Origin of the sequence: Pseudomonas sp. LTJR-52, assembly GCF_003691465.1 — a bacterium.
GTDB lineage: Bacteria > Pseudomonadota > Gammaproteobacteria > Pseudomonadales > Pseudomonadaceae > Chryseomonas > Chryseomonas luteola.
In genome coordinates this window covers 1,102,867-1,121,724 of record NZ_CP033105.1, presented here as the reverse complement: position 1 = coordinate 1,121,724, position 18,858 = coordinate 1,102,867, and the positions used below count along the sequence as shown (strand labels likewise).

The following is an 18,858-nucleotide window of genomic DNA, read 5'->3' as shown; positions in this document are numbered from 1 at the left end:
AAGGCAGCGTTTGAAGGTGGCAATACATTCACCCTGGAAGGCGCACCGATTGCTCGCAACGCAGCCGTTATCGAGGGTGCAGTGGATATGGCCCTGAATGAAACGGTCAGCGTAGGGATCAGCTATCGTGGTCAGCTCAGCAGCGATACCACTGATCAGAATGTCAAAGCCAACCTGAGCTTGCGCTTCTAAGCATCTGGATGGCCTCTCTGGAGGCCATCCCCCACTTGGCAACGAAATGGTTTGAGACCATAAAACTGTGACGATCGTCAGATCTGTATTGCCAGTCTCCCCTCCTGCCAGTAGATTCCGCGCCTAATGCCCATCGGCTGTAGATGAAGTTGTTGGTAAGCCTGATGAGTAGCTGCGCGCCTTGATCGCCCATGCGCGCCCTTCGGCCTGCTTTTAACAGAGCGAAGCCCACGTCAAGCAGCCCAACATCCTCCTCGTATACCCAAGGCCCCGCTAGCCGGCGGCCTTGTTTCTGCCTGCCCCGTTGTCGAGCCGTTTACATGTTGGATGTCAAACTCAATTCAATCATGCCGCAAGATGCGCTCACTGCTCCAGACGTGGATCGTTTTGAGATTCTCAACCGGATTGGCGCCCGCCTGGCTGCCGAACTGGACCTGGACAAGCTGGTGCAGGAAGCGACCGATGCAGCCGTCGCGTTGATTCAAGCGCAGTTCGGTGCGTTCTTTTACAACGTGCTGAACGAGCAGGGTGAAAGTTACATGCTCTATACGCTGTCAGGCGTGCCCCGCGAAGCCTTTGCAAACTTTCCCATGCCGCGGAAAACGACCGTCTTTGGACCAACCTTTAAAGGTGAGGGTATCGTTCGCTCAGACGACATTACCCAAGACGCCCGTTATGGAAAAAACATGCCCTACACCGGCATGCCACCTGGACATCTACCGGTACGCAGTTATTTGGCGGTCCCGGTAGTTTCACGCTCCAGCGAAGTACTGGGGGCTATGTTTTTTGGTCATGCCGAGCCCGGCATGTTTACCGAAGAGCACGAATACCTGCTGGATGGCATTGCCGGTCAGGCGGCCATTGCCATCGACAATGCCCGTCTCTTCCGCAAGGCCCAGAACGAGTTAGCCGAACGCAAGCGGGCTGAGCAATTGGCACATGAGCGCAGCAACCGCCTAGAGCTGCTGTCCGAGGCTATCGAGAAAGCACCTTCCGCCCACACGCTGGAGGAGCTGATCGAGATCGTGAGTCATGCAGCACGTCGGCTTTCCAATGCCGATGGGGTCGCGATCGTGCTGCGAGAAGGCGATCAATGCTTGTACGCTGCCGAGATCACGCCTGAACCGCTGTGGAAGGGTCAACGGTTCGCCATCACCGACTGCATCTCCGGCTGGGCCATGACTCACCTGGAAACAGCAGTGATTCCCGATGTGCAGGATGATCCGAGGCTGATCAAACGCTTTTACACGCCTACCTTCATCAAGAGCCTTGTGATGGTGCCCCTGGTCAGCGATGGACGCGCTACCGCTGCCATCGGCGCGTACTGGGCCAGACTCCATACGCCTGAACCGGCCGAGATTGCTACGCTTGAAGCGCTGGCGCGCGCGGCCGGGGCCGTACTCAAGCGCCTGGAGGCGGAGCAGGCACTGCGCAAGCTGAACGAGACGTTGGAAGCACAGGTAGCCGAACGCACCGCCGACCGGGACCGGATGTGGCGACTGTCAACAGACGTCATGCTGGTGGCCCGCTTCGATGGCACCATTACGGCGGCCAACCCGGCCTGGAAAACACTGTTTGGCTGGAACGAAAAGGAGCTGATTGGCCGCTCCTACTTCGACTTTACCCATCCTGATGACAGGCAGCGCACCCTGGCCGAGACAGAAAGTCTCGCCAAGGGGATCACCACCATGCGCTTCGAAAACCGATACCTGCGCAAGGATGGCAGCTACGGCTGGCTGTCCTGGATTGCCGTTCCGGATGGCACGCTCATCCATGCTGTAGGTCGAGAAATCACCGCGGAAAAGGAGCAGGCCGAAGCGCTGCGAATGGCTGAAGAAGCCTTGCGTCAGTCGCAGAAGATGGAAGCGCTGGGACAGCTGACGGGTGGCATTGCCCATGATTTCAACAACCTGCTGACCGGCATCATCGGCTCGCTCGATATCATGCAGACCCGCATGGCCCAGGGCCGTGTCGAGGCTATCGAGCGTTACGCCAAGGCCGCGATGACCTCTGCCAACCGGGCAGCCGCGCTGACTCACCGCCTGCTGGCCTTTGCCCGCCGACAGCCGCTGGACCCCAAGCCCGTCAATGTGAACAAGCTGGTCGTCTCGATGGAAGACCTCCTGCATCGCACCTTGGGCGAGAGCATTCAGATGGAGATGGTCACTGCGGGCGGGTTGTGGATCACCCTATGCGATGCCAACCAGCTGGAAAGCGCCATCCTCAATCTGGCGATCAATGCGCGCGATGCCATGCCCAACGGCGGCCGTCTCGTGATCGAAACCTGCAATGCCCATCTGGATCAGGCCTATACGTCACGCCAGCGCAACATAAAGCCTGGACAGTATGTGTGCATCTCCGTAACCGATACCGGCGTCGGCATGCCCAGGGAAGTCATCGAGCGGGCATTTGATCCCTTCTTCACGACCAAGCCCATCGGGCAAGGTACGGGGCTTGGCCTGTCGATGATCTATGGCTTCATTCGCCAGTCCGAGGGCCATGCCACTATCTATTCTGAAGTAGGCATCGGTACAACGGTAAAACTGTATCTGCCGCGCTTTCAGGGCTCGCACGAAGAGGATCGCGAAGAAACAGGCCTGACCGACGCCTACCGCACCGAGCACGGTGAGACGGTGCTGATTGTCGAGGACGAGCCCATTGTTCGCGAGCTGATCGTCGAGGTCCTCAAGGACTTGGGTTATAAGGCCTTGCAAGCCCATGACGGACCGTCCGGGCTCAAGATCATTCAGTCATCCCAGCCTATCGATCTGCTCATCACTGACATTGGCTTGCCCGGCCTCAACGGTCGCCAGCTGGCTGATGCCGCCCGCGAGCTACGCAGCGACCTGAAGGTTCTGTTTATCACCGGCTATGCTGAAAACGCGACGCTGGCGAGCGGCTTTCTGGAGCCCGGCATGGAAATGGTCACTAAACCCTTTGCCGTAGAAAAGCTGGCCATTCGTATCCGCGAGATGATCGAGCACTAACAGGTTCGCCAGCCCTTGTAAGGCTGGCGTGCTAATTGCTCGGAAGAGGTTTTCCTGGTGGCGGTGCCTGTTTTCCGCCGCTCGTTCAACCAGTTCTGGGTCCGACATGAATACTCGATTCGCCTGTAACGGCTGCGGCAAGTGCTGCAACGATCATCACGTCCCTTTGACGCTTCAGGAAGCCAAGGCCTGGGCAACCGATGGCGGCCAGTTGATCATTCTGGTCGAAGGCTTTCTGGACAATGGCTACGGAGTGCCTGTCAACCAGCGTGAGCATGTACAGCGCCGTTCACTACCGGTTCGTTGCGGCAATACACAGGCCTACGTCTCTATCACCTTCGCCGCGTATAACGTTGGCCCGTGCCGCAACCTGGACGACAGTAATCGCTGTTCGATCTATGAGCGTCGCCCATTGGTCTGTCGGATTTATCCAATAGAGATCAATCCGCATATTCCGCTGCGCCCGGAGTTAAAGGACTGCGCACCTGAAACCTGGCAGTCCGGTCCGGAGCTGATTCATGGGGGGCGCCTCATGGATACAGAACTGGCAGCCCTGATCGAACGCTCCCGGCAGGCGGACCGCGAAGAAGTAGGCGCAAAGGCGGAAATCTGCCGTTTGCTGGGCATTCGTACCATGGCGCTCAAGGGGGATGGCTATACCGTCTTCCTGCCAGACCTGGGTGCCTTCCTGAATGCAGTGGATCAGGTAGAAGCCAGCCCTGAACAACCCTGGCCGCCGCTTGAAGAGGAAGAGTGGTCAATGCGAGTTTCGAGCGATGACCTTGCCAGCCAACTCGAAGAAACCGGTGCCATGATCGCTTCGGCCCTGGAAAACATCGGGTTCATTTCGCTCAGCAAGGTGTCCTGACGAACAAGAAACGGGCTAGTTGCTAACCCGCACCTAAAAAGAAGCCGCTTTTCAGCGGCTTCTTTTCGATCACGATTGTGCGGTATCCGACTTGGTCATGTTGCCGTATGCCTGCGTCTTATCATGACGCCAATGCGGCAGGGAGTTCCAGTAACGCTCGCCTTTTTCAGCGTCGTACAAACCTTCCCAACGGGCAATGACCAGAACCGCCAGGGCATTACCGATTACGTTCAGGGCCGTACGCGCCATGTCCATGATGCGGTCCACGCCGGCAATGAATGCCAGACCTTCCAATGGAATACCCACGCTGCCCAGGGTAGCCAGCAGCACCACGAAGGACACACCCGGTACACCGGCGATGCCCTTGGAGGTCACCATCAGGGTCAGGACCAGCAGAAGCTGCTGACCAAGGCTCAGATCGATGCCATAGAGCTGGGCGATGAAAATGGCGGCAATGCTCTGATACAGCGTCGAGCCGTCCAGATTGAAGGAATACCCTGTTGGAACCACAAAGCTGCTGATCGACTTGGGCGCACCGTAGGCTTCCATTTTTTCGATGATACGCGGCAGTACGGTTTCGGAACTGGCCGTGGAATACGCCAGAATCAGCTCGTCCTTGAAGATGCGGATCAGCTTCATCACCGAGAAGCCGAACAGCCTGGCCACCAGTCCTAGCACCACCAGAGCAAAGAACAGGATGGCGACATAAACCAGGATCACCAGCTTGGCCAGCGGCAGCAGCGAGGAGAAACCAAAGTTGGCCACGGTTACCGAAATCAGCGCGAACACACCGATGGGCGCGTAGCGCATGATCATGTGGGTAACCTTGAACATGGCTTCGGAAATGCCCTGGAACACACGAACCACGGGCTCACGCGTACTGTCAGGCAGCGCGCCCAGGCCCAGTCCGAACATCACCGAGAAAAAGATGATGGGCAGCATCTCGCCACGGGCCACCGCAGCAAAGATATTGGAAGGGATCAGGTTGAGGATGGTCGCCACGAGCGCATGGTCGTGCTGAACCTCCTGCGTGGTCTTCTGGTACTGGGAGATATCCACCGTACCCAGGGTAGACATGTCGATCCCTGAGCCAGGCTGGAAGAAGTTGGCCAGCATCAGTCCCACCACAATGGCAATCGTGGTGACAATCTCAAAATACACGATGGTCTTGAGGCCGATGCGCCCCAACTTTTTCGAGTCCCCTACCCCGGCGATGCCTACGATGAGGGTGGAGATCACGATGGGTATGACAATCATCTTGATCAGGCGAATGAAGATATCGCCGCCTGGCTTGAGAACATTGTCGATCCACCAGGCTTTTTCGCCGCTGAAGTGGTTGAGAAGCGCTCCGACTGCAATTCCCAGGGCAAGACCGATGAGAATCTGCCAGGCAAGACTAAGCTTGGGCTTGGACATGAATGTATATCCCCGTTGTTCTAGTTTTGGCGTTGTAATGGAAGGCGCCAGAAAAAGAGAATTGGCGCAAAAAGGCGGCCATCATTGGCTGACGAGACACTACCGTCTAATGCCGCTCCTATCTGCCCTATACCGATTCGGCATGGGCATGCCTCTTGATTTCCTTTAAAAACAAAGAGTTGGCTAGTCTACCACAGGCCAAAATAAACACAGCCGTCTAGAATATTTCTGAGGAATAGATCAGCTAAACGGTATTTCAAGGCCGTAGCCGCCAGGATCCGTACTCGGGCAATCACTTTTGCCGATGCTCAAGCTCAAGAGTAAAACGGCACCCTAGTTCCTGGCAGGCGTACGGCTGGCCTTGGAGGAACGTTCGTCCTGCCAGATAGGCTCCATGCGCTGGCGATCCAGACTGAACGCAGGACAGCGCCTATCACCACCGGCGATGCCACCGCTGGGATAACACCATAACGTACCGTCAGCCCGGTAGAGTTCACTGGGTATGTCACAGCAGGCTGGAGAAACGTAATAAGCGGTCTCTCCCTCATACGTCGTCCTGAAAATACGTCTGGGCGGATTGGCCTCAGGCAGCGCCTGTAGCGACTTGATCCTGGCTTTTAACCAGTCCGGGGTATCTGCGGACTCCGTTGGGGTAGACACTTTCGAGCATCCTGCCACTGTCACCAACAGTAGTATCCATGCGATTCTCATGCAGCATTCCCTCTATTCGTCGTTACGTCATTAAAGCAGATGGACGAAAGTGCCGGAGGATCGCTCAGGAACTCGCCTTCGGGTGCAGGCTCGAAATAACGCACCCATCCGAGGACAACATCATGCACAAGACTCTTGCCTCTGCCGTCTTGCTGGCCAGTGCACTTGGCTTGGCCGCCTGTGAAAAGACTTCCGAAGACAACAAGACTGGCAGTCAGCCTACCAACGAGCAGGCGCAAGGCGCCGTGTCCAGCCCTGCCAGCGAGCAGGGCGTCAAGCAGGAACTGGCACCCGCTGCCAGAGCCTCTGACGAGAAGAAGCCCTAACGGTCGACTTACAGGCGTCTTACTCACGCAATAGCAAAAGGCTTACATCGCATGCCTGTAGTCAGCGCTATTGCCCGCGCCTTCTCCTGCGTAATCTACACACATCGGACTGCAGCGCAGGAAGCGCTCAGGGAGATCAAGGATGAATGACCACGCCAGGATGGCAGCTTGCCAAGGATGTCGAGTATGGTCAGCAAAACCCGCTTCGGCGGGTTTTTTATTGCCTGCAAAAAGGTGCGCTTCCAACCGCTTTCGAACAGGTGGCCTCAAGCACGTTCAGCGCTGGCGCCGTCACGTTCATTGACAGCGCGTTGAAAATCATTATCGTTATATAGATAACTATATAACGATAATGCATGATGAACCTCACTCTGTAAGCTCTTATTCCGTCACGCCTGCTAGCCGTTACGCTGGTATCGCGCCTGTTCTTGACCTCCTCTGCCTATAGCACTGTGGTGCGTGATGTGGGCGGGCCGCAGAGGAGCCGCGAGCCACTAGCACAGCGTTCTGCCTGTTGTCCTGAGCGCAATGGTCCGCGCCTTTTAACGGGCAAAAAAAAGCCCCAACAGGTGGGGCAGAAAAAGAAGTCAGGCAGCGAAGGAGGGTGGAAAGCTGCCTGCCTGATCACTGTATCGACACGGTTTGCCAGAGCTTGAGCCGCATTGAGTCAATTACCTAGAAAAAACTCAAACCGCTCCGTGTCCTGGATAGGGCAAGGGCTCATTGCTCCATAAACTGCGCAAGTCGAATGGCAGGCGTCCAGCAAACTCGGCCACGACTTCAGCCGGTATTTTCTTGCACATCACTTCAAGGGACGCCTTGACGCCGCGCTCGACAGAAATGTCGAGATTGCGAAACACGGTTTCCTCAATGCGGCCCAAAAACTCGCTACGGCTTGTAGCCGGACTAGGTGCTGCTGGGCGCCAGTTCTCGAACATGGCCCCCTTCAATGGAATGGGTAGACACTTGGCCAGACGCGCAACCTGATCAGGATCGAGCTGCCGACGGACCGCTTGCAGCGTGCATTGCAAAGAGGTCATGGCAAGACGCCGGTTTCGAGTTCCCATGCGCTCATCGACGTCCGCGATCCACTGCAAGGCCTGCTTTACGGACTGGTCCAGCTCTTCAACGTTGATGTGCATCTTACGCTTCCCCTTCTCGAGTGCCGGGCACACCGGTGTCTTCCGGCCAAAGGCTACGCAGCGGCATGGGGAACAGGCTGGCGACCTTGGCGACTTCGTTGGGGTCTATACGCTCATACAGGACACGTAGCACCGACTTGGCCGCCTTGTGCGGATCCAGATCGATCGAGGGTGATACAAGGCTGCTGATCTTTTTCAGGAAGGCGTCCTGGGTTTCTTCCTGGGTGGGTGTGCCCGCCGGATGGAAGTTCTCATAAAAAATACCGCGAATCATGAGGGGCAACTGGGCAGCCAGGTGAGCCGCGTTATCGATTCCGATACGGTCTCGTACCGAAAGCAGTACAGCGCGCAAGGCATGATAAGCCGTCTGTCGATCAGGAGCGCCCAGGTGCGTGGCGATATCGTCAAGCCACAGGTTCGTTTGCTGAATAGTTCGGTCCAACACCTCGACATTGGATGACATAGAGGTCCTCCTCGTGATTGCAGGATGAATTCGGTTGACCGTGCGTCTGTAACAATGTCGCAACGAAGCGGAGCCCCTGCCGATGACTGGTTTGGACGCCAGTGCGTTGGTCGCATGGCTGGAACATCCCCCTGCCTAGCCCTGTCTCTGATATAGGCATGACCGCACCCTACCGCCCATGGATAAAGGGCCTCACTGCATTCGCGAGGTAACAACCATGAGCGCACCGGCCAGAGAACGACTGCAACGCTTCCTGCGTCGATCATCCACCTCGGATCAACACACGATCGACATGCTCAGGCGCTATGCAGAACCGCTTCCAGACCTGGAAAGCCCTGATTTTGGCCCTCTCTTCGATCGCTACGCCGATGCACGGGTGGTGTTGATCGGCGAAGCCAGTCACGGCACATCCGATTTTTATCGGACCCGCGCCGCCATCACCCGCCACCTGATCGAGCACCATGGTTTTTCGATCGTGGCCGTCGAAGCGGACTGGCCGGACGCCGGCTACATAGATCGCTACGTGCGCGGGCGAACAAACGATGACTGGAAGGCAACGGGCTTCAAGCGCTTCCCCACTTGGATGTGGCGTAATACGGACGTAGAAGTCTTTACACAGTGGCTACGCGGCTATAACGAGCAACGAGCCCCTGAGGACCGGGTAGAGTTTCGTGGCCTGGATGTCTACAGCCTGCGCAACTCCATCGCCGAGGTGCTGGATTACCTGGGCAAAACCGACCCGGAACTAGCGAAGCAGGCCCGGGAGCGCTATAGCTGTCTTTCCCGTTGGCAGGACGAGCCGGCTATCTATGGTCATCTGGTAGAGCGCGCCGGAAAGGACTCCTGCGAAGACGCAGTCGTTAACCAGCTGCACAGCCTGCTCTCCACCCGGCTTGAAGAGCTTGCGCAGGATGAAGAAGATCTGTTCAACGCCAAGCAGAACGCTCGAGTGGTCCGGGCGGCAGAGCAATACTACCGGGCGATGTACCGCGGATCGGTCGCCTCTTGGAACCTACGTGATCGACATATGTTCGATACCCTGCAAACCCTTCTGGAGCACCGTGGCACGGAGGCAAAAGCCATTGTCTGGGCACACAACTCCCATGTGGGCAATGCCGATGCGACTGCTATGGGCTGGCGCGGTGAATTCAATATTGGTCAGCTGTGCCGCAGCGCCTACGAGCGGGAAGCCGTCCTGATTGGTATGGGCACTGACCGGGGAACCGTCGCGGCAGCAGACGACTGGGATGGCGAGATGTATATCAAGCAGGTTCGCCCTTCCCGTCACGACAGCTGGGAACACCGCTTCCTGAAGACGGGTGTACCGGCGTCTCTTACTGATTGGCGGGACTTCCGGCGAGAGGATCTGCGTGAGGCCTTGGGTGAGCTAAATCTCAACCGCGCCATTGGCGTCATCTACCGGCCTGAAACCGAGCGCATGAGCCACTACTTCGAAACGGTACTGGCCGATCAGTTCGATGCCTTCGTCTGGATTGAGGAAACCCAGGCCGTTACGCCGTTGGGCGACTCGGAAGCGGCAGGTTCGGCAGACGAGACCTACCCGTTCGGCCTGTAACATTCTTTGGCCAGGCGCGACGGCATTCTGCGCTTGGCCAACCTCATGCCGCTCAGCTGCGACGGGCAGCTGTTGCATTCACATAGGTAGCATAGAGTGACTGCCCACCCGTAATGAACAGGCGGTTGCCCTTAGGCCCACCAAATTCCACATTGGACACTGTTTCCGGCAGATGCAGGGTAGCCAGTGGCTGACCTTCAGGCGAAAAGACGCGAACACTGTTGTTAGCCGTATCTCCAGCCCAGCTGCACCAGAGATTGCCATCACTATCGCAGCGGAACCCATCGATTACACCGTTCTTTGCATCGATCAAGACACGTCCCCCATCAAGCTTGCCGCCCTCGCCCACGTTAAACGCCCGCAGATGGCAGGGCTTGCCCGGATCACCGCCGCCGGCCGTATCACTGACATACAGGCGCTTGCCATCGGGTGAGAACGCGATACCGTTCGGACGCTGGAAATCTCCCACGGCCACCTGGGCCTCGCCACTTTGTGAATCGATGCGATAGACATTGGTCGGCAGCTCAAAGTCTGCCTTATGGCCTTCGTATGCCCCCAGGATTCCATAGCCCGGATCGGTAAACCAGACGGCGCCATCAGCCGCAACGACCACATCGTTCGGCGCGTTGAGCTTTTTGCCCTGGAACGCGTCCAGCAGTACCGTGATTGTGCCGTCATGCTCCAGGCGAGTGACCCGACGACTGTCGTGCTCACAGCTGATCAGCCGTCCATCCCGGTCACGCGTATGGCCATTGGCATTATTGGACTGGGCGCTATACACCGTGACGCGACCGTCATCCTCATTCCAGCGCAGGATTCGCCCGGTAGGAATGTCACTGAAGAGAAGACAGCGCCAATCCGCCATCCATACGGGGCCTTCCGTCCAGCGACCGCCGCTCCAGAGGCGCTCTACCATCGCATTGCCCAGCCGCCCGGTAAATGCCTTGTCATGAATCTCCCAGGCAGGATCAGGCATGACGGTAGCCGGTGTCCCGTTCCAGTCACGGGTGAGGCCAAACGGATCGCCGGAGGGGGTATTGGTAGCTGCCAGCGCACTGCCAGCCGCCAGCGCTGCGGCCGAGGTGAGTGAAACAGTAAGAAATTCGCGACGCGCGAAGGCCATTCTGCATTCCTTATTGTGATTGTTAGAGGAAGTCGTCAAACGCCCACCCTAGAGAGGACGAAGCAAATAGTCTGACTAAAGAACTGTAGAACAGCGCGATATAAATGCCATCCTTTCAACAGCATTTCGCCAACCATCCCTCATTACACTCAAGTTTCTCTCCTTCCAGTCGATGTATGACGAAGGGTGAGCAATGGGCGTAATTCAGCTAAACGATGCCCTACGCCCACTAAATATTTTGATTACTCATGCTAGAGCGATGGTGTTCAGACCTCGCTCACCTTTATTTCAGGGACACACCATGGCCTGGTTTGCCAATGCAAGACTTGCAACAAAGTTGCTAATTGCCTTTCTTTTATGCGCACTGATCACCTTGGCGGTCGGCCTGTTGGGCAAACAGAGCATCGACTCGCTATCCGATGATCTGGACAACGCCATCCACAACGATCTGGCCTCGGTACTGGCGGTCAATACGCTCTTCCGAAACGTCATCGCCCATAACCGCGATCTCTACAAAGTGCTGGCACTCAAGGCCACGAATGCGGAGCCCGCCGAAGTTCAAATAGCCCTGGACTCGCTGAAAGAAAACGGCGGGACGGTTGATAAAGCATTCGTGGATTATCGAGCGACCCCTTTGGATGGCGAGGAAAAGGCCGAAGGCGACAAATTTGCCAACGATTGGCCCGCCTATACTGCCAGCGTGGAAAAAGTCATCTCGGCACTGAGTCGGGGGGAGCTTGAGACCGCTGTGAAGATAACCAACAGCGAGACCTATCCGGCTTATCGCAAGGCTGTTGGCGAGCTGAAGAACATTCTGGCCATCAACATCAAGCAGAGCGAAGAAAGTGCCGCCGATGCGATGCATACGCAGAAAAGCGCCAACCTGACGCTGCTCACGGGCATTATCATCGCCTTCTTCCTGGCCATTGGTCTGGGTCTTCTGATCACTCGCATGATTACTCGTCCGCTGCACTCGGCGGTGGATAGCGCCAAGCGCATTGCTCAGGGGGATCTGACCCAGCATATTCAGGCTCATACCCAGGATGAGACCGGTCAGCTACTGGTGGCACTGTCCAACATGCAGGGCAGCCTCAAGGACACCCTCCAGGAAATTGCCCATGCTTCCCATCAGCTGGCATCGGCAGCCGAAGAGCTCAGTGCGGTAACCGAGGAAAGTACCCAGGGACTGACTCGCCAGAATGACGAAATCCAGCAGGCCGCCACGGCAGTCAACGAGATGACCGCCGCGGTGGAAGAAGTAGCACGTAACGCTGTTTCGACGTCCGAAGTTTCCCAGGCGACCAGCCAGGACGCCATGACCGGCCGCCATCAGGTGCAGGAAGCCGTAACGGCCATCAATGTCATGACATCGGAAATCACCGCCTCCACTGATAAGGTTGGCACATTGGCCGGTCAGGTGCGCGATATCGCCAAGGTGCTGGACGTAATCCGCGCCATCGCCGAGCAGACCAACCTATTGGCGCTGAACGCCGCGATCGAGGCGGCCCGTGCCGGTGAGCAGGGTCGTGGTTTCGCCGTGGTAGCCGATGAAGTGCGTGCGCTGGCTCATCGCACACAGGCCTCCACCGGAGAGATTGAAAGCATGATCAGTACGGTACGCGCCGGGGCGGATCAGGCGGTAGAAGCCATGGTGAAAAGCCAGTCGCTGGCCACTAACACTCAAAGCCTTGCGATTGCTGCCGGCGATGCGCTGACCCGGATCACCGAAGGTGTATCGCAGATCAACGAGCGCAACCTGGTAATTGCCAGTGCGTCCGAAGAGCAGGCCCAGGTCGCCCGGGAGGTCGACCGTAATCTGGTCAACATTCAGGACCTGTCGGCCCAGACTGCCGCAGGGGCTAACCAGACCAGTGCCTCAAGCCAGGAACTGTCCCGTCTGGCGACCTCATTCAACACCATGGTGGCACGCTTCAAGCTGTAACGCGGTAATACTGGAAAGCCCGCTCCGGCGGGCTTTTTCATGCGCGGTACTTTTTAGCAGGCAAACAAAAACCCCGTCTAAGCGGGGTTTTCTGACCGGACTCAATGTCCTTATCGAGTTTGCCATCCTGGCTCGGTCATAATCCTTGACCTTCGTATGAGCGCGTCCTGCGCTGCTGTCCGATGTGTGTAGATTACGCACAGGCTCGGCAGCGTCATAGCGCCAACTGTGGTAATGCTGTGTAAGCCTTTTGCTATATCGCTGTAGGACATGGCAACGGCTTTCGAGATACTCCCTAGTCATCGGTGGTCTGCTGTAAAGTATCCCTTGACGCTTCAGGAGTCCCTTTATGGCCATGAACACTACCTATGCTGCGCAGGAGCCCAGCCGCAATGAGGTCGATGCGCTCGAAGGTGCCACACTCATCGAGTTCGGCGCGCCCTGGTGCGGCTTCTGTCGGGCCGCACAACCTTTGATTGAGCAAGCCTTCCAGGATCACCCAGCTATTCGTCATCTCAAGATCGAGGATGGCAGCGGCCGGCGACTAGGCCGCTCCTTCAAGGTCAAGCTCTGGCCTACGCTGATCTTCTTTCGAAACGGCCAGGAGGTCTCTCGTCTGGTGCGTCCTGCCAGCACCGACGATATCCGGCAGGGCTTGGCGGACATTGATCAATGACTGGCAGGCAAGGCGAAAGGACCCTTCGCCTTGCCTGCCCGGCTAATGAGCCTCTGGTACCACCGAGTCGATAAACTGCTGCCGGAAGGATGCCTTGGGATCGAGCCGAAGCTCATTCGCATTGATGACGCCTGCCAGCCGCAACGTGACCCCGTCGTCCGGATCCTGTGGGTCATCCTGATCAGTCAGTTTGGCCGCCACACTGGCGATGCCTTCCTTTAGAGTGCCCAAGACGCCCTTTTCCTTTACGTCCTTTTCCAGCGAAACCATTTTGAGGTTTTCGTACCGGGGCTTCGTATAGGCCGTGAAGTTACCCTGTTGCGCCGAGATGTGTGTTCGCGAAGACAGCGTGCCCTGCTCGACATCGATATTGGCATAAGCCCGGAAAAAATCATTCAGCCGGCTGAGCGGCAAATCATCGATTGCACTGTCCATCTCAAACGTCGGGTTGGGCGACAGGCCATCCAGACGCAGGCGGGTCGTCATGCTGCCGGCCCCCATGGGATTACCCGTCATTTCTGATTCTGCCCAGAGCGGATCATCGACATTGTCTGCATTGGCCAGATTACGAGTAACCGACTCTATATTACTGATGTAAAGCGTCACGGGGCGTTCTGGACGCTTGTCGATCAATTGAATTATTCCATCATGGATTTCCGACTGGTTAGGCGGTAGCGGCGATAAGGCATCGACCTGTTGCAACCAGCTCGAATCGATTCCAGTCTGACTATGACTTTCGCTGTCTGCCAGTACAAAGGTCAGCACCGGGCGATACATGTGCATCAGTCCCACAGGTTTTGCATCGACAAACTTTCCCCATTGGGTCCAGCTATCGATGCGCTCAGCTTCGAAGAACGGCTCCGGCACTGCACCGTTGGACTTTTCGATCCGAACGTTCTTGAGCGTGTAGCCCCCTTTCAACAGGCTGACGTCCACGTCTTCGATAGTGGCTCGATACCCCGGTATTTCGTTGAGCGTCTGCTCTACGTAGCGGTGGATACCATAAGGTGCTGCCAGTCGCGCCAGGACAAGCACGGCGACTACAATAAGCAGCACAGGAAGCGTTTTATCAGACGTACGTTTCATGAAACCTCTAGCAGACAGTCATCATGCGGTAAGCACTAGACCCGCAGGAGTCGCCTGAAATTTGTCTGGCCAGACGACCGGCATGGCTTGAAAACGGGAAAACGCCTTGATTCAACGTGTTTTATGACAAGCGAGACGCTAACTACTTCGCACCTGAAGCAGGTCAATGCAACTCTTGCATTGAAAAGAACCTAACAACATCACCTATACAGACGGCCACGGCGGCCGCTCTCCCTACTTCATGGAGAATTCGATGAAAGCTGTTCAGATTCACTCCTATGGCGATGCCAGTGTCCTTACCTATACCGACGTGGAAAAGCCGACCCTGAACCCCGACGATGTATTGATTCGTGTGGTGGCTTCCTCGGTCAATCCCGTCGACTGGAAAATCCGCCAGGGTTATCTGAAGGACATGCTGCCCTACGACCTGCCTGTGACCCTGGGCTGGGACGTTTCCGGCATCGTTGAAGAAGTCGGTGCGAGCGTTACTCGCTTCAAGAAAGGCGATGCGGTCTATTCCCGCCCGGACATCAAGCGCAATGGCACCTACGCCGAATACATTGCGGTGCGCGAAAGCGAAGTGGCCTGCAAACCCAAGACGCTGTCCCATGCCGATTCCGCCTCCCTGCCCCTGGCCGGTATCACGGCATGGGAAGCTATCGTGCATGTGGGCCAGACCCAGCCGGGTCAGAAGGTGCTGATTCATGCAGCCTCAGGCGGCGTCGGCACACTGGCTGTACAGCTGGCCAAATGGCGCGGCGCCCAGGTGATTGCCACCTGCTCCGAAAAGAACCGCAAGCTTGTCGAATCGCTGGGTGCTGATCAGGTCATTGACTACAAGAGCCAGAATTTCCAGGAGATCGTAAAAGACGCCGATCTGGTTTTCGATACCCTGGGCGGCGAGGTGCAGGAAGCATCGTTTAGCGTGCTCAAGCCTGGCGGCATTCTGGTTTCCATCATTGCACCGCCGTCGGAAGAAAAGGCCAAGGCCCACAACGTCCGCAGTGCGTTTATCTTCATCGAGCCCAATGCCGAGATCCTGCAGGAGCTGGCACGTCTGGCAGACAGCGGTCATCTGCGCCCGGTCGTGTCGGCCGAGTTCGCGCTGAAGGACATCGCCAAGGCCCATGAGGCAAGCGAGTCCGGCCGTACAGTAGGCAAGATCGTCATCCACGTCGGACAGCCCTGATCCAGCTACTGGACGCAGGCCACGCTGCGTCCAGCCCTTTCATGGTAGTTTCATACTTTCCCTTCCCAACCCGTCTATTCTTTCCCCTCGGCAATGCTAAAACACCTAGAGCCTGTCTAGACCAAGGCATACAGGCATTTTGCCTTGATTCAACCTGGCACAACTTTTTCATAGAACCCAGCTCTCTTGGATGAGAACAACAAAAGGAGCGGATCAGGCACCAACACGGTTCCTTTTCTGTTTTGGCGGACTTGAACGAGTCCAGATAAGTGCACGGTAGAGACTCAAAAGGTCTGTACCCGGGCGCTTCGGATATGAGGAATACCCTCGCTATGTTCGATGTGACTGCGTCTTTGCAACAACGCTTCGCCTTACTTCACAGTCGCGCTGACACCTGGTCCCTGCGTTATGTCAGCGAAACTACCCATGCCTTGAGCGTCACCCGAAATGTCATCGATCCGCCCTTCCTCCAGAAGGACGAAGGCGCAATGGTCTATGTTCGCCTGAATGGGATCGAGACCTATACAGCAACCTCGGACCTCACCGTAGCCGGCCTTCAGAAAGCCCTCGAGCAGGCCGAGCAGTATGCCCAGGCACTGGCCCGGCATAGCCTGATCGACTTTACCGACATACCGGTGGCCACGGCCAGGGCGGATTACCTTTCGCCCAACCTGGACAAGGCCTTTCCCGATACCCGCGAATGGCTCGACATCCTGGCGGCGGAGTCTGCTTCCGTTCCGGGCAACGAGCGCTTCGTGGATTGGTCCGCCCAGCTCAACATTATCGAGACCGAGCAGATCTACCTGAACAACCACGGCGCCTGCGTACGGCAGGCCCAACGGTTTCTCTTCCCCGACATGCACGTCACCGCCTATGACGGCACCGATACACAGACCCGTACCCTCGGCTTTGGCCGCTTGGGTCAGCAAGGCGGTCGGGAAGCGGTGGAGCGCATCGGGTTGATCGGCTGCGCACCGCGCCTGGCCGATGAGGCGCTGCAATTGCTGCTCGCGCCGAACACGCCCAATGAGACGCTTGATCTGTTGCTGATGCCCGATCAGATGATCCTCCAGATTCATGAGTCCATCGGTCATCCGCTGGAGCTGGATCGCATCCTGGGCGATGAACGTAACTATGCGGGAACGAGCTTTGTCACACCCGACATGTTCGGAAATTACCGGTACGGCTCCGAGCTGCTCAACGTAAGCTTCGATCCCGACATTCCCGAAGAGATTGCCAGCTACAGCCATGACGATGACGGCAGCCCGGCGCGTAAGGAGTTGTTGATTGAAGGCGGTATTCTCAAGCGACCCTTGGGGGGTGCACTTTCACAGCGACGCAGTGGCATGACAGGCGTCGCAAACAGCCGGGCCTGCAGCTGGAACCGCCCTCCCATCGACCGGATGGCCAACCTGAACGTTGAGAATGGCGACCAGTCCCTTGCGCAGCTGATCGCCAGGATCGAGCGGGGCGTGCTCATGGCCAGCAACCGCTCCTGGTCCATTGACGACGCACGTAACAAATTCCAGTTTGGCTGCGAATGGGGGCAGATGATCGAGAATGGGCAGCTCACTCATGTTGTGAAGAACCCCAACTACCGCGGCGTTTCCGCTCAGTTCTGGCGTAGCCTGTCGGCAGTGGGCGATGCCTCGACGCGCGAAGTCATGGGTACCGCTCATTGTGGCAAGGGTGAGCCCAACCAGGCTATTCGGGTCGGCCATGCGAGTCCCGCCTGTGTGTTCAGCCACGTCGATGTATTCGGAGGAGAAGCCTGATGACTATAACCCCACTCGCCTCCACCGAAAAACCGGCCGATGTCTTCGCAGCCCTAGTGGACTGGTTGCGTACCGCCGTATCAGCTGAAGAACACTTCACGCTCTGGTACAGCGCTGAAGCATCCGATTTTGTCCGCTTCAATCATGCCAAGGTCCGACAGGCCGGCCATGTTCAACAGGCGGAGGCAACACTCAAGCTGATCCAGAGTGAGCGCCATGCCAGCTTCAAAGTAACGCTATCAGGTAACCCTGCGGCCGACCGCAGCGCCCTGCAGGATGCGCTGGCTTCATTGCGCAAACTCGTGGCGGCCCTGCCGGCAGATCCCTATTTGCTGATGGACACCAGCCCCTGGCGCAGTGAAAACATCCAGTCGGGTGATCTTGCCTCAGCAGGGGAAATCGCCGAGCAGGTCAGCACACTAGCGGGTGCTCAGGACCTTGTAGGCTTCTATGCCGGCGGCCCTGTCTATCGCGGCTTTGCCAGCTCATGGGGCAGCCTGGGTTGGCACGAAGCCAGCAGCTGCACCTTTGACTGGAGCCTTTTCGAGCCGAAGGGCAATGCCGTCAAATCCATGTATGCCGGCACTTCCTGGGATCGCGAACAGGTAGCCGCACAGATGGACAGCGCCCAGCGTCAGCTTGCGCACTTCAACAAGCCAATCCGGCAGCTTTCGCCCGGTGAGTACCGTGCATACCTTGCTCCAGCGGCCTTGAACGAGGTGGTAGGCCTGCTGAATTGGGGCAGTTTTTCTGCTCGGCAACTGGCAACCAAGCGGAGTGCACTGCAAAAACTGCACAGTGAACACATGCTGCTCAGCCCATTGGTAAGCTGGACGGAGCAGGCATCTGGCTCACTGGCTCCTGCGTTCACCCCGGCCGGGTTCCAACGGCAGGACCAGCCGCTCGTCGAGGCTGGCAGGATGGTTGGCCAGCTCGTCAGCCCGCGCAGTGCACGTGAGTACGGTCTGACGCAGAACGGCGCCGGCAATGGCGAAAGCTCACAATCGCTGGTGATGAAAGCTGGGGATCTGGCTGATGACGCCATTTTGAAAACCCTGGATACCGGGCTGTATATCGGCAATCTCTGGTACCTGAATTATTCGGATATCACCGTGGCTCGTCTGACCGGCATGACGCGCTTTGCCTGTTTCTGGGTAGAAAATGGAGAGATCGTCGCGCCAGTCAGTACGATGCGCTTTGATGACAGCGTCTTCAATTTCCTGGGCTCCAGCCTGAAAGCCGTGACCCAACGGCGCGACCTGTGCGTCAGCGACAGCACCTACGGTCAGCGACATACCGACTCAACCCTGTTGCCCGGCGTTTTGACCAGCCGATTCACGCTCACGCTCTAGCTTATCCCCGCCTTGCCCGGTCGCCTCCTCCCAT

16 protein-coding genes are annotated in these 18,858 nt (G+C 57.2%); 10 read left to right on the top strand and 6 right to left on the bottom strand.

Annotated features, from left to right (window positions below; genetic code table 11):
- Window positions 1–512: 512 nt before the first annotated feature.
- The gene (locus EAW52_RS05085) at window positions 513–3,179 is read left to right on the top strand and encodes a GAF domain-containing protein (protein WP_122041652.1); all 2,667 of its coding nucleotides are present in this window, start codon (window positions 513–515) and stop codon (window positions 3,177–3,179) included.
- A 106-nt stretch (window positions 3,180–3,285) separates the two neighbouring features.
- Window positions 3,286–4,047: a YkgJ family cysteine cluster protein gene (locus EAW52_RS05080; RefSeq protein ID WP_122041651.1), complete on the top strand. Its 762-nt coding sequence runs from the start codon at window positions 3,286–3,288 to the stop codon at window positions 4,045–4,047.
- Window positions 4,048–4,116: 69 nt separating this feature from the next.
- Here the strand turns inward: EAW52_RS05080 and gltP are convergent, their stop codons facing one another.
- Both gltP and EAW52_RS05070 read right to left on the bottom strand, forming a co-directional pair.
- Window positions 4,117–5,463 carry a glutamate/aspartate:proton symporter GltP gene (gene gltP, locus EAW52_RS05075; protein ID WP_122041650.1) on the bottom strand — a complete coding sequence of 449 codons (1,347 nt, stop codon included), beginning with the start codon at window positions 5,461–5,463 and terminating at the stop codon, window positions 4,117–4,119.
- A 333-nt stretch (window positions 5,464–5,796) separates the two neighbouring features.
- Window positions 5,797–6,174, bottom strand: coding sequence for a hypothetical protein (locus EAW52_RS05070; RefSeq protein ID WP_162997589.1), 378 nt, complete (start codon window positions 6,172–6,174; stop codon window positions 5,797–5,799).
- Between the two features lie 122 nt (window positions 6,175–6,296).
- Here EAW52_RS05070 and EAW52_RS05065 point away from each other — a divergent pair, with 122 nt between their 5' ends.
- Both EAW52_RS05065 and EAW52_RS05060 read left to right on the top strand, forming a co-directional pair.
- Complete coding sequence (locus EAW52_RS05065) at window positions 6,297–6,500, top strand: hypothetical protein (RefSeq protein WP_010795748.1); 204 nt, start codon at window positions 6,297–6,299, stop codon at window positions 6,498–6,500.
- Window positions 6,501–6,646: 146 nt separating this feature from the next.
- The gene (locus EAW52_RS05060) at window positions 6,647–6,835 is read left to right on the top strand and encodes a hypothetical protein (RefSeq protein WP_122041648.1); all 189 of its coding nucleotides are present in this window, start codon (window positions 6,647–6,649) and stop codon (window positions 6,833–6,835) included.
- A gap of 351 nt (window positions 6,836–7,186) precedes the next feature.
- Here EAW52_RS05060 and EAW52_RS05055 read toward each other — a convergent pair whose 3' ends face one another.
- Both EAW52_RS05055 and EAW52_RS05050 read right to left on the bottom strand, forming a co-directional pair.
- Window positions 7,187–7,642 carry a DUF2267 domain-containing protein gene (locus tag EAW52_RS05055; protein ID WP_122041647.1) on the bottom strand — a complete coding sequence of 152 codons (456 nt, stop codon included), beginning with the start codon at window positions 7,640–7,642 and terminating at the stop codon, window positions 7,187–7,189.
- A gap of 1 nt (window position 7,643) precedes the next feature.
- Entirely contained in the window at window positions 7,644–8,105 is a 462-nt protein-coding gene (locus tag EAW52_RS05050) for a DUF2267 domain-containing protein (protein ID WP_122041646.1), read from the bottom strand.
- 217 nt (window positions 8,106–8,322) lie between these two features.
- On the opposite strand from EAW52_RS05050, the gene EAW52_RS05045 reads away from it, so the two are divergent.
- Window positions 8,323–9,681: an erythromycin esterase family protein gene (locus EAW52_RS05045; RefSeq protein ID WP_122041645.1), complete on the top strand. Its 1,359-nt coding sequence runs from the start codon at window positions 8,323–8,325 to the stop codon at window positions 9,679–9,681.
- A 52-nt stretch (window positions 9,682–9,733) separates the two neighbouring features.
- Here EAW52_RS05045 and EAW52_RS05040 read toward each other — a convergent pair whose 3' ends face one another.
- The gene (locus tag EAW52_RS05040) at window positions 9,734–10,804 is read right to left on the bottom strand and encodes an SMP-30/gluconolactonase/LRE family protein (RefSeq protein WP_122041644.1); all 1,071 of its coding nucleotides are present in this window, start codon (window positions 10,802–10,804) and stop codon (window positions 9,734–9,736) included.
- Between the two features lie 301 nt (window positions 10,805–11,105).
- Here EAW52_RS05040 and EAW52_RS05035 point away from each other — a divergent pair, with 301 nt between their 5' ends.
- Together EAW52_RS05035 and EAW52_RS05030 are read left to right on the top strand one after the other, a co-directional pair.
- Window positions 11,106–12,746, top strand: a complete 1,641-nt coding sequence (locus EAW52_RS05035) for a methyl-accepting chemotaxis protein (RefSeq protein WP_122041643.1) — start codon at window positions 11,106–11,108, stop codon at window positions 12,744–12,746.
- Between the two features lie 349 nt (window positions 12,747–13,095).
- Window positions 13,096–13,422, top strand: coding sequence for a thioredoxin family protein (locus tag EAW52_RS05030; RefSeq protein WP_122041642.1), 327 nt, complete (start codon window positions 13,096–13,098; stop codon window positions 13,420–13,422).
- Window positions 13,423–13,464: 42 nt separating this feature from the next.
- Here EAW52_RS05030 and EAW52_RS05025 read toward each other — a convergent pair whose 3' ends face one another.
- The gene (locus tag EAW52_RS05025) at window positions 13,465–14,508 is read right to left on the bottom strand and encodes a DUF748 domain-containing protein (RefSeq protein WP_122041641.1); all 1,044 of its coding nucleotides are present in this window, start codon (window positions 14,506–14,508) and stop codon (window positions 13,465–13,467) included.
- A gap of 253 nt (window positions 14,509–14,761) precedes the next feature.
- On the opposite strand from EAW52_RS05025, the gene EAW52_RS05020 reads away from it, so the two are divergent.
- The 3 genes from EAW52_RS05020 to EAW52_RS05010 all read left to right on the top strand — a co-directional run bounded on the left by EAW52_RS05020 (window position 14,762) and on the right by EAW52_RS05010 (window position 18,824).
- Window positions 14,762–15,697: an NADP-dependent oxidoreductase gene (locus tag EAW52_RS05020; protein WP_122041640.1), complete on the top strand. Its 936-nt coding sequence runs from the start codon at window positions 14,762–14,764 to the stop codon at window positions 15,695–15,697.
- 332 nt (window positions 15,698–16,029) lie between these two features.
- Entirely contained in the window at window positions 16,030–17,472 is a 1,443-nt protein-coding gene (locus EAW52_RS05015) for a TldD/PmbA family protein (RefSeq protein WP_122041639.1), read from the top strand.
- The gene (locus EAW52_RS05010) at window positions 17,472–18,824 is read left to right on the top strand and encodes a TldD/PmbA family protein (protein ID WP_122041638.1); all 1,353 of its coding nucleotides are present in this window, start codon (window positions 17,472–17,474) and stop codon (window positions 18,822–18,824) included. Before EAW52_RS05015 ends, EAW52_RS05010 begins: the two co-directional genes overlap by 1 nt.
- Window positions 18,825–18,858 lie beyond the last annotated feature (34 nt).

Excerpts from the sequence above, each read along its gene's own strand:
- EAW52_RS05085 (WP_122041652.1), top strand. The coding sequence starts at position 513 with ATGTTGGATGTCAAACTCAATTCAATCATGCCGCAAGATGCGCTCACT.
- EAW52_RS05080 (WP_122041651.1), top strand. The coding sequence starts at position 3,286 with ATGAATACTCGATTCGCCTGTAACGGCTGCGGCAAGTGCTGCAACGAT.
- gltP (WP_122041650.1), bottom strand. The coding sequence starts at position 5,463 with ATGTCCAAGCCCAAGCTTAGTCTTGCCTGGCAGATTCTCATCGGTCTT.
- EAW52_RS05070 (WP_162997589.1), bottom strand. The coding sequence starts at position 6,174 with ATGAGAATCGCATGGATACTACTGTTGGTGACAGTGGCAGGATGCTCG.
- EAW52_RS05065 (WP_010795748.1), top strand. The coding sequence starts at position 6,297 with ATGCACAAGACTCTTGCCTCTGCCGTCTTGCTGGCCAGTGCACTTGGC.
- EAW52_RS05060 (WP_122041648.1), top strand. The coding sequence starts at position 6,647 with ATGACCACGCCAGGATGGCAGCTTGCCAAGGATGTCGAGTATGGTCAG.
- EAW52_RS05055 (WP_122041647.1), bottom strand. The coding sequence starts at position 7,642 with ATGCACATCAACGTTGAAGAGCTGGACCAGTCCGTAAAGCAGGCCTTG.
- EAW52_RS05050 (WP_122041646.1), bottom strand. The coding sequence starts at position 8,105 with ATGTCATCCAATGTCGAGGTGTTGGACCGAACTATTCAGCAAACGAAC.
- EAW52_RS05045 (WP_122041645.1), top strand. The coding sequence starts at position 8,323 with ATGAGCGCACCGGCCAGAGAACGACTGCAACGCTTCCTGCGTCGATCA.
- EAW52_RS05040 (WP_122041644.1), bottom strand. The coding sequence starts at position 10,804 with ATGGCCTTCGCGCGTCGCGAATTTCTTACTGTTTCACTCACCTCGGCC.
- EAW52_RS05035 (WP_122041643.1), top strand. The coding sequence starts at position 11,106 with ATGGCCTGGTTTGCCAATGCAAGACTTGCAACAAAGTTGCTAATTGCC.
- EAW52_RS05030 (WP_122041642.1), top strand. The coding sequence starts at position 13,096 with ATGGCCATGAACACTACCTATGCTGCGCAGGAGCCCAGCCGCAATGAG.
- EAW52_RS05025 (WP_122041641.1), bottom strand. The coding sequence starts at position 14,508 with ATGAAACGTACGTCTGATAAAACGCTTCCTGTGCTGCTTATTGTAGTC.
- EAW52_RS05020 (WP_122041640.1), top strand. The coding sequence starts at position 14,762 with ATGAAAGCTGTTCAGATTCACTCCTATGGCGATGCCAGTGTCCTTACC.
- EAW52_RS05015 (WP_122041639.1), top strand. The coding sequence starts at position 16,030 with ATGTTCGATGTGACTGCGTCTTTGCAACAACGCTTCGCCTTACTTCAC.
- EAW52_RS05010 (WP_122041638.1), top strand. The coding sequence starts at position 17,472 with ATGACTATAACCCCACTCGCCTCCACCGAAAAACCGGCCGATGTCTTC.